At 58.5% G+C, this 13,451-nt stretch carries 10 protein-coding genes and 1 pseudogene; 8 read left to right on the forward strand and 3 right to left on the reverse strand.

Annotation, left to right across the window (positions count from 1 at the left end; all coding sequences use genetic code 11):
* Positions 1-108 (reverse strand): annotated as a pseudogene (locus MOV75_RS02025) (electron transfer flavoprotein subunit beta/FixA family protein); the annotation flags it as partial.
* A 388-nt stretch (positions 109-496) separates the two neighbouring features.
* Here MOV75_RS02025 and MOV75_RS02030 point away from each other — a divergent pair.
* A complete protein-coding gene (locus tag MOV75_RS02030; protein ID WP_247004716.1) occupies positions 497-1,648 on the forward strand; it encodes a hypothetical protein in 1,152 nt (383 codons plus the stop codon).
* A gap of 210 nt (positions 1,649-1,858) precedes the next feature.
* Here MOV75_RS02030 and MOV75_RS02035 read toward each other — a convergent pair whose 3' ends face one another.
* Positions 1,859-3,187: an SCP2 sterol-binding domain-containing protein gene (locus MOV75_RS02035; RefSeq protein WP_246918138.1), complete on the reverse strand. Its 1,329-nt coding sequence runs from the start codon at positions 3,185-3,187 to the stop codon at positions 1,859-1,861.
* A 511-nt stretch (positions 3,188-3,698) separates the two neighbouring features.
* Here MOV75_RS02035 and MOV75_RS02040 point away from each other — a divergent pair.
* The 6 genes from MOV75_RS02040 to MOV75_RS02065 all read left to right on the forward strand — a co-directional run bounded on the left by MOV75_RS02040 (position 3,699) and on the right by MOV75_RS02065 (position 11,687).
* Positions 3,699-4,157 carry a (2Fe-2S)-binding protein gene (locus tag MOV75_RS02040; RefSeq protein ID WP_246918140.1) on the forward strand — a complete coding sequence of 153 codons (459 nt, stop codon included), beginning with the start codon at positions 3,699-3,701 and terminating at the stop codon, positions 4,155-4,157.
* A 1-nt stretch (position 4,158) separates the two neighbouring features.
* Complete coding sequence (locus tag MOV75_RS02045; RefSeq protein ID WP_246918142.1) at positions 4,159-6,408, forward strand: molybdopterin cofactor-binding domain-containing protein; 2,250 nt, start codon at positions 4,159-4,161, stop codon at positions 6,406-6,408.
* Positions 6,409-6,812: 404 nt separating this feature from the next.
* Positions 6,813-7,295, forward strand: a complete 483-nt coding sequence (locus tag MOV75_RS02050) for an enoyl-CoA hydratase-related protein (protein ID WP_246918143.1) — start codon at positions 6,813-6,815, stop codon at positions 7,293-7,295.
* 2 nt (positions 7,296-7,297) lie between these two features.
* The gene (locus MOV75_RS02055) at positions 7,298-8,191 is read left to right on the forward strand and encodes an alpha/beta fold hydrolase (RefSeq protein WP_246918145.1); all 894 of its coding nucleotides are present in this window, start codon (positions 7,298-7,300) and stop codon (positions 8,189-8,191) included.
* Positions 8,192-8,523: 332 nt separating this feature from the next.
* Entirely contained in the window at positions 8,524-9,723 is a 1,200-nt protein-coding gene (locus MOV75_RS02060; protein WP_246918147.1) for an ABC transporter substrate-binding protein, read from the forward strand.
* A gap of 158 nt (positions 9,724-9,881) precedes the next feature.
* Positions 9,882-11,687 (forward strand): AMP-binding protein, encoded by a 1,806-nt coding sequence (locus MOV75_RS02065; RefSeq protein ID WP_246918149.1) that lies wholly within the window; start codon positions 9,882-9,884, stop codon positions 11,685-11,687.
* Between the two features lie 115 nt (positions 11,688-11,802).
* On the opposite strand, the gene MOV75_RS02070 is transcribed toward MOV75_RS02065, so the two are convergent.
* Positions 11,803-12,321, reverse strand: a complete 519-nt coding sequence (locus MOV75_RS02070; RefSeq protein ID WP_246918151.1) for a helix-turn-helix domain-containing protein — start codon at positions 12,319-12,321, stop codon at positions 11,803-11,805.
* A gap of 198 nt (positions 12,322-12,519) precedes the next feature.
* On the opposite strand from MOV75_RS02070, the gene MOV75_RS02075 reads away from it, so the two are divergent.
* On the forward strand, positions 12,520-13,152 hold the full coding sequence (locus MOV75_RS02075; protein ID WP_246918152.1) for a 2-hydroxychromene-2-carboxylate isomerase: 633 nt from the start codon (positions 12,520-12,522) through the stop codon (positions 13,150-13,152).
* Positions 13,153-13,451: the final 299 nt, after the last annotated feature.

Here is a 13,451-nt window from a genome sequence, read left to right on the forward strand (position 1 = left end):
GTTCATCGACATCTTGACGTTGGCGAGTTCAACGCCCGATCCATCGCCCTTGACGCGGACCTTGACGTTGTAATCGACCACCCGCTTTACCGGCACTAAGACCTTCATCGAGTAGCCTCCCTTCGGTAGGCTTCGATAAGTTCCATAAAAGAACTTGTCAAGAGGATGCAAGCGCTCCGGCAAGCAGGACAGTTCGGCGGCCGGATCGACTGCACGTCGTGAACAACCGCTTATTCATTTCTGACTAGGCGCTGCTCGAAATACGCGGCTCGACCGGGTTGCAGGAAACACACCTACGTTCTCACTCTAAGTTCATCCTCGGAAATCGATCCGTTCGTCATGCGCGACGACCGGATTCACGCTCCCAGGAAAACCAATGAGGTGGACGTTGGAGCAGCGAACTTTGTATCCGGATCGATCGAACCAGGAGGCTAGAGAGAGGTCTCATAACTTCGGTCCGATCATCGCTGCCTATGGATCTGACGACCTCGTGAGAATGGCGGACACATTGGCGATCGGGCTCGCCATAGAGATGGAGCCGACAACATGGGAAGGCATCCGGACGGCCGGCGAGTCTGCGCGACCAGTGGTCCTGAAAATTCCGGACGTCCCGGTCGCCATCGAGATTGACCCGTCCGGGAGGTTGCGTCCGCTTCGTCAGCACGGCTTTCCGGTCGGTGAAGAGATCGACAAGCACATGACATCCGCAGGCTTACGGAGCCGGCTACATCGTCTGAGAGCGAAAAGCAGAGATATCGCTTTCGATTTGCTCGCGCCACTGACTCTTCCGGGTCGCTTTCCGTCTAGAACAGAGTTCCAGTCCGTATGCAGATGGGCGCCTCTCATCGAAGTGTTGGCATATGCGTTGGCAACTCGCTATCTGGCGGCCCTGGAAGACTTACGTGAGCGCGCGAGGGCTGAAGCCAATACCACATTCAGTGCCGGTGAATGCAACTATTGCGCAACAGCTCACACGATGGCTCATTTCGTCCTGATGAGCAGCGACGCTCCTGAATACTGGTTGGCAGAAGCGGCCAAATCATCGACCTTGCATGGTTGGACTCCTAGCTTGGGATTCACGCGAGCGCGCACGATATGGTTGGCGGCGGCCGGAACGAAGTCGGCGGCCGCGTTCGGACCGACTGCCTTGGAATGTTATCTCAGGATGTTGGTCACCGCGCGCCACGCGTTCCGGATCTTTGACGCTCTGTTTGGCTTGACCGCTATCGCTCTCAGCCATGATCACGTGCGTGAAGAGGTACTGCAGGCTGTTATGCATCACGCGCAGATGGTTAGTGACCGATCTGTCGACGACATTGATTGTGTGACGCTTGCTTTTCGTTCCGCGATCGAAGTCTTGAAATGGCGCCCCGGCGGACATTCGCCTGTAGCCGCGCTCGATCGCCTCGGCTGGAGCCGTGATCACGAGGGAGACGGCCTTGCTTCACCGCCGGCCTTTCGTCTCGATCCAACCGAAACCGCACCGAATGGCATGATGCTCGGCTTCAGCGCCCTTCCGGCGATCTTGAAAGCCACGCCGGCCCAGCATTATCCAAGATCCAAAGCGAGAGTTTGCCGGCTCAAGCTTCGCGAAACGGAGATGCTACAGATTGCGAGACGAGCCTGGCTCCTTCATCCCACAGAATAACACAATGAAAAAAACCGGCCGCTTTCGCAGCCGGTTAAGTAGTCCGAACCAGATCTCGCCGTCTCCTGGGCCGGACCGGGAGGTGCCGGAATAAGACATCGAGATGACGGCTTAGTCAATTTCAAAAAAGAACTACAAGGTTTGAATCTCCGGCCAGTAGGCGCCCGAGCTGGGCGCGGCTACTACGGATTGGCTTGCAACAGTGTCTTGTCATTTCGGGAAGCAGGCGCCGAAGGCCTTCAGGAGTTTAAGAGGGCCCTTCAATCGAATCTTTCTCTGCGCGAGCGCCAGGACGACCGAGAGCTGACCATTCAAAGTCTTCAGCCAAGCGGCTGAGTCCGCCTGAATGCGCAAGTCCGGGGTACCAATGAGGCCGTCGGTGACGGTCAGCTTCTGATTTTTGATAACTACCGTGGCCTCCTTGGGCTCTTGGCCCGTGAAGACGAAGTGGTAGGTGGCATTCAAGCCCTTAGCCCTGTTACGCTGGAAGGTAAGCCCCATTCCGAAGAGAAAGGCGCCGATACTGGAGGCCCGGGCACTCGAGCGTACAAACCGAAGCGTCTTGTGAGGGAATATCTTCGCGGCGTGACTTGCTGCATCGGAATCCCGGACGACATAGAGCGGCTCGACCTTGTCCTGCAACGGTTTGACGATCGTTTCCACGTGCGCTTTGCGGTCTGACAAGTAGCCGGCCATGATGTCTTCGCCGGCAGGACAAACCGCGACGCAATAGGCCGCATTGTAGTTAGGGCCGTACGAGAGGCTCTGCCAGCGCTTGACTGTTTCTGCCAGCGGTTGGCGTTCACGGTAGTCCTTGGCGGACTTCGCGTCCGCGATGTCCTCGATCCATTGTGCGAATCCGCCCATGAACTGCTGGTAGTTGTGGTTGAGGCAGGAAGAAAAATCGAAATAGCCATCTGGCTTGATAGCGCCGACCGGACAGGCGACGACGCAGAGCCTGCACTCGAAGCAGGGATTGTAGTCGAGTGGCTTCGACGGCGCCTCTATGTCGAGATCGACCAGCACGGTGCCCAAAAGGATAAAGCTGCCGAATTTGGGATGGATGACGCTGCGATGGATGCCGCGCTTTCCAACGCCGGCAGCTTCGGCAATGAGCTTGTGCGAGACGACCCATCCCCGTTCCGGGTATTTGTCGAACTCCATGGGGAATGCCATCGGAGGGTTCATCGCCGAGATGCCCATGTCCTCCAGCCGCCGAACTAGCTCGCGCGCGATATCGTCGACGTCGTGAGAAATCTTGTGAAACTCGTTATTGGACGCTGAACGCGCGGGTGAGCGGATGGGACCGCGATTCATCCTGCTCACGATGCTCACCGCCAATCGCGCCCCCGCGAATGCCCGTCGGGCGTGAACCGCTTCGTCCTTTACCAGAGGGTCATCGAGGCTGACGATACCGCAATCATCTGCGCCGCATTCCATGACCAACGCCTTCAAAGCGTCGAGGCTAAGGGATGCAGGCGGTGCCGGAGGGTTGAGCCGTATGCGTTCGGCGATCGGGTGGTCTTTAAGTCCCGCCATGCTGGTCTCCTTGATCTGAAGGCTGCATCTGAAGGCTGCGTGCGCCCGCGCGCGGTGCGCTGGCCCAATTACGGGCATATGAGACTATCATCCGTTGTGCAGGCAGGCAAACTGCCATTTCATTGAGGCTCGTTTGGCGATTTGATGCTAAGGGCCTGGAGCACCGATCCAGGCCACCAAGGAAGCCCGAACTTGGCACGACGTTCGATCGGTGTTCGCCGAAAGCATGATAGCCGTATCGGAGAGACGGACCGAGCGACGAGGGTGCCCTGCGGGACCGAGCGTCGTGCTGCGCACTGCTTCCGAAAATCCAGGGTATAGAACGGTTCTGCCGAAACGCGGTTCGCGGCAATTCAGCGGTAAAGCAAAGCTATTCGATTCTGAATTGGCCGAGGCCTCCGTAACGACCTATTCGTCAAGGATACGTACCAGGTTCGACACGTCAGAATCGGCGGCCGCGGCGCTTGGAGAGGCAGGCAGGTGCCGTTGTTCGCCACTACAGGAGCTCGCAATGCAGTTTACCGTCAACAGTAAGCGCTACGATCTGGATGTCGAACCGGAAATGCCGCTCCTTTGGGTGCTCCGGGACGAGCTTGGTATCTCGGGGCCGAAGTACGGTTGCGGGGCGGGCCTTTGCGGTGCGTGCACCGTTCATATCGACGGTACCGCGGTTCGTTCCTGCTCGATCAACGCTGGTGAGGTCCGCGGCAGCATCACGACAATCGAGGGTCTGGGAACTCCCGCAGACCTGCACGTTGTTCAGCAGGCTTGGATCGAGCACCAAGTTGCGCAGTGCGGTTATTGTCAGTCCGGCCAAATGATGACTGCAGCGGCCCTGCTATCGAAAACCCCCGATCCGTCAGACACCGAAATCGCCGACGCCATGAGCGGAAATCTTTGTCGCTGCGGAACTTATACTCGCATCCACAGCGCCGTCAAAACTGCTGCCCAGATGATGAAGGGGAAATAACGTGGCTCGGCTCAGGACAATTGCAAGACGCACGTTTCTGATCGGCTCCGCTGCGATCGCCGGCGGCGTCGCCTTCGGCTATTACCGATTGCGCCAGGATCCTCCCAACCCGCTGCTCAAGGACCTCAAGGCGGGTGAAGCCGCGATCACGCCCTACGTCCGCGTCGACGCAAAGGGCGTTACACTCATCACTCCGCGCGCCGACAAGGGCCAAGGCTCATATTCCATCCAAGCTCATCTGATTGCCGAAGAGCTTGACGTGGATCCGCACAAGGTTCGCATCGATCCTGGTCCGCCAAATCCGGCCTACTTCAATAGCCGGATCATGGACGACAGCCTGCCCTTCTCTCCGATCGACGATGGCCTCATGGCTCGAGGGGCGCGGGGAGGTGGCGGGGTGTTGAGCCGTCTTCTCGGCATGCAGATCACGGGAGGTTCGTCCACCGTACCCGATGGCTATCAAAAACTTCGCATGGCGGGAGCCGTCGCTCGCGAGACATTGAAGGAGGCGGCGGCCAGAAGGTCGGGCGTGTCCCGATCGCAGCTGAAAACCAAGGACGGTCAGGTGATCTTGCCCGATGGCAAGTCCGTCACCTACGCGGAGCTGGCCGTCGAGGCAGCGCAGCTTGCACCGGTTACCGATGTCACCCTCCGGCCGGAACAGGAGTGGCGCTACATCGGCAAGAAGATGCGCCGGATCGATATCGTCGCCAAGTCGACCGGTACGCAGCAGTATGGGATCGATATTCGTCCGGACCGGATTGTGTACGCCACCGTCCGGGCCAACCCGGGCATGGGAGGCACGATCAAACGATATGATGCCTCCAGCGCGGAAAAGATGAGAGGCGTCAAGAAGATCGTTCCGATCAAAGACGGTGTGGGCGTCATTGCCGACAACACGTGGAGAGCCTTTCAGGCCGCGGCCGCTATCAAGATCGAATGGAACGATCCTCCTTATCCGGCCGACTCGGCTGGAATGTGGAAGGTACTGGAGAATTCGTTCTCCAAAGACCTGCTGGACAGCCGGCTTCGCAATGACGGAGACGTCGAGAAGGCGTTGGCCGGCTCATCCAAACCGATTGAGGCGGAGTATCGGACTCCATATCTTGCCCACGCTCCGCTCGAGCCCATGAATGCGGTTGTACTCTATACGAAGGAGCGGCTCGACATCTGGACGGGAACGCAGATCCCGGTATTCCTCCAGGCGCATGCGGCGAAGCTGACCCAACTGCCGGAAGAGAAGATCTACGTGCACGCTCAGCCGATCGGTGGCAGCTTCGGGGCGCGACTGGACGACACCTATGCGTTGCAGGCGATCGAACTCGCGATGGCCATGGAAGGCGTTCCGGTCAAGATGACCTGGAGCCGTGAAGAGAACATGGGGCACGACTATCCGCGCCCGATTCAGCTCTCGCGCGCCAAGGGAACGGTTCGCGATGGCATGGTCGAGAGCATGAGCATCGATGTGGCCGGACAATCGATGGGCGCCTCCTGGTTCAATCGGTTGCAGGCGCCCGTTCCTCCCGGTCCCGATGCTTCAAGCGTCAACGGCATTTGGGATCAACCTTTCGCCATACCGAACTTTCGTGTGACGGGTTATAAGGCGAAGGAAATGGTGCCAGTCAGCCCGTGGCGATCGGTTGGAGCGTCCGGCAATGGCTTCCACCATGCTTCCTTCCTGGACGAACTGATCCATGCCGCGGGCGCGGATCCGATGGCAGAGCTCATTCGTCTCTGCAATCATGAGCCGTCCAAGAAGGTCTTGCATACCTTGCGAGATGTTTCCGCCTGGAAGGGCTCGCGAATCGGCGACCGGCGAGCCCGTGGCGTGGCGCTGACAGTGTCCTTCGGCGTGCCCATGGCCCAGGTCGTCGAGGTGAGCGACACTCCTCAGGGCATCAAGATCGACAAGGTATATGCCGTTTGCGATGTGGGGCGCGTTCTGGACCCGGTCAATTTTGAAGCGCAGGTGCGGGGTGGCATCATCTGGGCCTTGGGCCATGCCATGAACTGCGAGCTCACCTACGAAAACTTTGCGCCGGTCCAGACGAACTTTCACCTGTTTGAAGCCATGAGATTCCATCAGGTGCCGGAAATCATCGTCAAGGGATTGGAGCTTGGTGGGGACGTGCGGGGAATTGGCGAACCGCCGGTCCCACCGGCCGCACCTGCTCTCGCCAACGCAATCTTTGCTCTGACCGGAAAGCGTGTGCGCGAACTGCCACTCAACAAGAGCGTCACGTTCGCGTGACACTCCCCTTCATGAGCGAGCCAGGGCGTCGGCCACCAGCGGCACAGCGGGTAACGGGGGGCTGTATCTGAGGCCGCCATCGGAAGCGGCGGCCTATGGGGCAGGGCTGCCGCGCCAAGCAGCTTGATCGCGCTCAAATGCGCGCAAATGGGGCGCGCATTTTTGGAAAGGGACCCCTGTCGAGGGCCGAAATGACGCTCGGTAGGTGAGATATCCTCCTCGCGCACAAGAGGCGCGATGCGCAAATGTCGAGCGGCAGGCGCAACCCTCGGCGGTGGCATTCACCTCTGAATAGGGTTGGCACAAGATTGTTGTAGCCGGCTTGCGAAGTGCACTGTCAACTCGTCAGAAAGAAAGTGGGCTTTGGCGACGCGGTCGGTGGTTGCCGCGTCTGGAGGATACGAATGAGCGATCAGAAGGGCCCATCGGGCCGGATCCGCACAGAAGTGCACGGTCTGATCCTCAAGATCATCATCGACAATCCAGCGAAGAAAAACTCCTTCACACCCGCCATGATGGTGGAGATGTCGAATGCGATGACGCTTCTGGACAGCAACGACGATTATTGGGCGGGCGTCGTTTGCGCAGAAGGAGCGGACTTCACGTCAGGTCTCGACATGCCCAAGTTCTTCGGCCCGAACGCCGAGAAGATCGATATTTCTCCGAGCAACATCGATGCATTCGCGCTCAAGGGACGATGCCGCAAGCCGATCGTGACGGCAGTGCAGGGAATCGTCTACACGATCGGAATCGAAATGATGCTTGCCGGAGATGATGGAAGGCATTCAATCCTTCATCGAACGTCGTCCAGCCGTTTTCCGCGGGAAATAATCGGCGCGGGGCGACGGAAAAGGTTGAAAAGCCGTTCAGAACGAGTTGCAGCGTAACGATGATCGACTCTCGCGAGACCTTCGGTGGAACCTGGCCCTTCCAGCCTCACTTCTTCGAAGGAAGCGGTTTCCGGATGCATTACGTCGACGAGGGGAGTGGCGATCCTATCGTCTGTCTGCACGGTGAGCCGACGTGGGGCTATCTCTATCGCCGCTTCATCCCGCCGCTTGCGGCTTCCCATAGGGTGATCGTTCCTGACCATATGGGTTTCGGCAAGAGCGAGACGCCTCCAGATCGGGAATATTCGCTTAGAGCCCACGTGGAGAATTTCACCAAGTTGGTCGAAGCGCTCGATCTCACCAACATCACGCTCGTGATACAGGATTGGGGAGGATTGATCGGTTCGGCGTTCGCGCTACGCCATCCCGATCGCATCAAGCGACTGTTTTTGCTCAACACACTTACTGGCTACGGCAATGCTCCTCCGGGGCTGACGCCGTGGTTCCAGTTCGTCCTCGATCACCACAGGGCCGGAACGCTCTCTGAAGTGCTAGGGCACCTGGATGTCAACATCCTCAGCGTCATGAAAACTCAAGGCCTGGAGAACCTCTCCGTCGTCGACGCCGACTGGCTCGCGGCCTACGGAGCGCCATTTACCACCAAGCAAGAGTGTCTCGGAGCGATCGAGTTTCCGCTCGATGCACTACTCGGCAGAATCCGGCCCTACATTGCGGAAGGCATTTCGCTGATTGAGAATCTGAAGTCCAAGCCGGCCATGCTCGCCGTCGGCATGAAGGACCGCGCCATCGCGCCCGACACGCAGATCGCTAATTTCAGCGCGATTTGGCCGGGGAGGCCGATCATAAAAATCCCGAACGCGGGACATTTCAGCCAGGAAGACGCGCCCGAGACCGTGATTGCGCTGATCGAGCTCTTCATTGCCAGTACCTGAGGACGTGCTCGAGTGTCGGCCGTCCAGTCGTCCTGAGACGGTCGCTCGCGGCGAGAGCAGGAAGTTCCATTGCGGAAGTAACAGGTCGGGCTGGTATGTGGAGCTATCGCGACCCGACTTTATCGACAGGATAAGTCTCAGGTGGATCGTGTCGCAGGCGATAGATCACGGATGCGCTTGACGAGTTCTAAAAAAGAACGATAAGGTTGAGTTAGACCTCTAGCCTGTCCCTACGGTCGGTGCCGAGCCAACGACCGGCGGGCGAGCGCGAAAGCAGAAGGTCAACCAACATACTGGCGTGCCCCGACAGGCGCGCGTGGGGAGGACGATCGATGACGGCGAATTGGAAAATCGCGATAGCTCTTGCTGTGGTCTTGAGCGGCCCCGCCTCCGCGGCGGAAGAGCCCGGCATTTCCGAAACGGAGATCAAGATTGGAGGGGTCTTCCCCTTCAGCGGACCGGCATCGTCGATCGGGCTCGTGGGCAAGGGGCTCATTGCCTATATCCAATCGCTGAACGACCGAGGCGGCGTCAACGGCCGCAAGATCAACTACATCGCCTACGATGACTCATACAGTCCGCCCAAGGCGGTCGAGCACGTGCGCAAGCTGGTCGAGAGCGACGAAGTGTCCTTCATGTTCGGCCAACTCGGTACGCCCGGCATTTCGGCTACGGCCAAGTATCTCAGGGCGAAAGGGGTGCCCAGCCTCGCAATCGTCAGCGGCTCATCCAAGTTCACGGATGTCGCGAATTATCCCCTGATGACGACCGGTCTCGTCAGCTACGATACCGAGGGGAAGATCTACGCCAAGTATCTGACCAAGACGCTTCCCAATGCGAAATACGCAATTCTCTACCAGAACGACGACCTCGGTAAGGACTACGTCAATGCCTTCAAGGCGTATCTGGGGGGCGATTTCGATCGAAAGGTCGTGACCGCCTCTTACGAGGTGACCGAGCCGACGATCGATTCGCAGATCACGAATCTCAAGAGTTCGGGCGCCGAGGCTCTCGTGATCGCCGGGACACCGAAGTTTGCAGCGCAGGCGATCAGGCAGGCCTCGGTGATTGGATGGAAGGCGACCGTCATCATCAATTATCCCTCCGCATCTGTTGGTGGCACGCTCGCGCCGGCCGGGTTCGACAAATCGATCGGCGTGATCGCAGGCACGATCAACAAGGACGCCGCAGACGAGACGTGGAAGAACGATCCCGGCATGCAAGCCTATAAGAGCTTCTTCGAGAAGTATCTGTCCGGCGCCGACATCACGAACGGAAGTTATACGCTCGGATATCAGCAGGGAGTTCTGCTCGAGCAGATTCTGAAGCAATGCGGCAACGATCTCTCCCGCAAGAATATCCTGGCGCAAGCAAAGAATCTCAAGAACGTCGTGGTTTCGGTCGGCCTGCCGGGAATCGAGGTGAACACCAGCGAAAGCTCGAACATGATGTCGACTCAAATGCGGCTGCAGCGCTGGACCGGAACGACCTATCAGTTGTTCGGCGACGTGCTTGACGCGAAATCCGAATAGTCGACGCGCAGAAAAACGGGAAAGCGCGCGTGATCGATTGCGCCGTCGACCTCCTGAGGCGAGCCGGCACGAGACCGCAAGAATGCTCGGCAATCAGAAGCGGGATTACACGCGAAGAGTGCGGGGCGGCGCTGCCGTAAGTCATGGGATCATCTTCAATGTCAAAGAACACACCTGTATTCGCGCCCAAAGAGGTCTCCCTGCAGCGTCGGAGCGACGGTACGCTCATCTTGAGTTCGCCGATCGAGCTGGGGGAGTGCGATTGGCGTATCACGGACTTTCTGCCGAGGTGGGCGAAGGCAGCTCCCGACCGCATTTTCTTGGCTCAACGTAATTCAAGCGGCGGGTGGGACGAGATCACATATAGCCAGGCCTGGTCCCTGGTTCAGGCGGTTGGCCAAAACCTGATCGAGATGGATGCGAGGCCTTCAGATAATCTCGCCATCCTCTCCGGGAATTCCATCGAGAACGCGGTGATGTCTTTCGCCGCGATGTCGATCGGCGTCGTTTTTGCGCCGATCTCGCCGAACTACACGTTGATGCCCGGCGGTCTGGCGCGGCTGAAGGATGTCGCAGAGGTGCTGCGCCCGAAGTTCGTGTTCGTGCAAAGCGGACGCGAATTCTCAGCGGCCCGCTCCATTCCGGAACTGAAAGCGGCGACCTGGATCAGCGTAGACGGCGCTCCCGACACGGTGCGCTATTCTGACCTGACCGAGAAGAGGAGCAGCTATCGAGGCTTCGAAGGCGCGTCCCGCTCCGTATCTTGCGATTCGGTCGCAAAAGTCCTCTTTACGTCGGGCTCGACGGGCCTCCCCAAGGGTGTCCTGAATACTCACCGCATGATGGCGAGCTCTCTGCAAATGGGCAGCTTGCTGGTAGCCCCCTCCGAAGCGCCTGTTCAGGTCGAGTGGATGCCATGGCACCACACCATGGGAAGCAACGTCATTCTGCACGGCATACTCAAGAATGGGGGGACGCTCTACATCGACGACGGCCGGCCATTGCCGCAGCTCTTCCACAAGACTCTCCTCAATCTCCAAGAGGTTTCACCGACCGCCATGTTCAACGTGCCGGCCGGTTACAATTCCCTTTGCGACGCCATCGAGAAGGATTCCGAACTTGGCGCGCGCATCCTGAAGCGGCTGGATCGCATAAGTTACGCCGGCGCAGCCATCTCGCAGAACACGCTCGAGCGTCTTTACCGGTTGACGTCATCGATCACCGGTCGGCGTATTCCCGTCATGTCGGGCTACGGCACGACGGAAACCGCACCCACGATCAGCACGACCCATTGGGCTACCGATCGACCGGGCGAAATCGGCCTTCCCGCGCCCGGTCTGAAGCTGAAGCTGCTTCCCGTTTCCGATACATATGAGGTGCGGGTCAAAGGTCCCAACGTCACGCCGGGTTATCTCGGTCGGCCGGATTTGACGGAACAAGCTTTCGATGAAGAAGGCTTCTATCGCATCGGCGACACGGTCTCATTCATGGACCCGGAGAAGCCGGAATCGGGACTTCGCTTTACGGGCCGGATCTCCGAAAACTTCAAGCTCGCCAACGGGACCTGGGTATCGATCGGGAACATGCGCGCCGCTATCCTGGCAGCTACCCGTGGCATGCTGTCGGATGTGGTGATTGCAGGCGAAAACCGAGAATACTGTGGTCTGCTTTGCTGGCTGAACCCGACGGAGGCGGCACGGATCTCTTCGCAGCCGCCTTCCGACCTGACCAGCGATCCCGTCGTTGTGCAGTTCCTCAAGGACCGGCTCCAAGAATACAACCGAACCGTTGGCAGCAGCGAAAATGCTCATTCGTTCGTGCTGCTCAAGGAGCCGCCGTCGATCGCCGCTGGAGAGATCACCGACAAGGCATACGTCAATCAACGCGCCGTCTTGAAGTGCCGATCGGATCAGGTCGAATCGCTCTACTGCTCCGCCCCGAACTTTGGCGTGATCCGAGTTTGAACTTTTACTCCTCGAGCGCCCAGTCGGTGGCATACATGGAGGCTGATCTCGGTGAAACGGTCGGCTCCTCAATCATTTGCGTAGCGGCTTGGCCTGGCTTCGCAGGGCAGGGCGATCAGGCTACCTTGCGTCGCACCTTGGGTTCTGGGGCCGGCGCTTCCAGGTCGTTTTTCGCAAGGGGGCGCCTGGCACCAGGGCCCGGATGCGTATGGACCTCTTTGGCTAAAACCGGCTCGCCACACTCGGAGCAAACCATGACGGGGTCGAAGTCCTTACCGCAGTGGCGATGCTGATGCAGAAGCGGCCGACCGCGTTCGTCGACCATGTGAGTGTCGCCCCAATGAACGATCGCCATCATGATCGGATAGAGATCGAGGCCCTTCTGCGTCAGGATGTACTCGTGGCGCTTGGGCGATTCTTGATAGGGGACTCGGCGGAGAATGCCTTGCCGGACAAGCTTCTTCAACCGCTCGGCAAGGAGATGGCGGGTTATTCCCAAGGCGGACTGGAATCCCTCGAAGCGGCGAGTACGCAAAAAGCATTCGCGTAGGATGAGCAGCGTCCATCGGTCGCCGATTACGGCGATAGTCCTGGCCATTGAACACGGCTCTTCCTCAAGTTCCTTCCATTTCATCCGCGGTCTCCAATAGCCCGATCATTCTCCCACGAATCTGCGGAGAAGCGACAAGTCATATCATTCTAGATAGGTACTGATCCTCAAACAATACCCCTAGGAAAAATCGACCAAATTGTCGGAGTATCGGTTTGACAGTTCAAAAATGGAACTGTAAACTCATGTCACAATCATCGAAATTGTCCGGAGGACGCCGACATGACCCCGAAAGTAGAATTCCAGTTCGATTTCGGTAGTCCGAACGCCTATTTGGCCGAGGTCGCGATCCCGGGCATCGAACAGCGAACCGGGGCTAAATTCGAGTACGTCCCGGTCCTTCTTGGCGGCATCTACAAGGCCACCGGAAACATGTCGCCCTTCGATTCTCTTCGTGGAATCAAGAACAAGCCGGAGTATCAGGCGCTTGAGACGCAGCGGTTTATTCGCCGCCATAACGTGACGAAATTCCGCACCAATCCCTTCTTCCCCGTCAACACCCTTATGTTGATGCGCTGCGCGGTTGCGGCGCAGTTCGAGGGCGTGTTCGAACCCTACTTCAGGGCCGCCTATCATCATATGTGGGAAGAACCGAAGAAAATGGACGATCCTGAGGTTTTTCGGAGCGCGTTCATCTCTTCAGGCATCGATATCGATCGCGTGGCAAAGCGTGCGCAGGAAGACGATGTGAAGAAGAGGCTCATCGAGCTGACGAACGACGCTGTGAGCCGGGGCGCGTTCGGCTCGCCGACTTTCTTCGTCGGCAAGGAAATGTTCTTCGGAAAGGACCAGTTGCGGGACGTGGAGGAATCCATCGTCGAACAAACCCGCGGGACCACTTCCAAGGCCAGGTGATATCTGCATCGAAGTTCGGCGATCATGAATGAGATCCGCCGCCGGCGATGATCGCGGTGAGCCTTGCAGGTAGGTCTTTCGATGCCGCTCGCCGTCGGGCACGACCACCGGAATAGCCGCCCTCGCGGTGAAGCGGTGAGCTCGGCGACAATATCTTTAGATCTCAATCGCGGCCCCGATAAAGGACAGCGCTGATGTCCTTCAACTTCGTGCCGTGAGCGAGTTCACTTTGAATGAGCCGTCATTGGATCGGGATAGCGCATCTTCTGCCGCGCTCGGCAGTCAGGCTCGATATCCAG

This window comes from Bradyrhizobium sp. PRIMUS42 (assembly GCF_023006515.1).
In the GTDB taxonomy this organism is placed as follows: Bacteria; Pseudomonadota; Alphaproteobacteria; order Rhizobiales; family Xanthobacteraceae; genus Bradyrhizobium.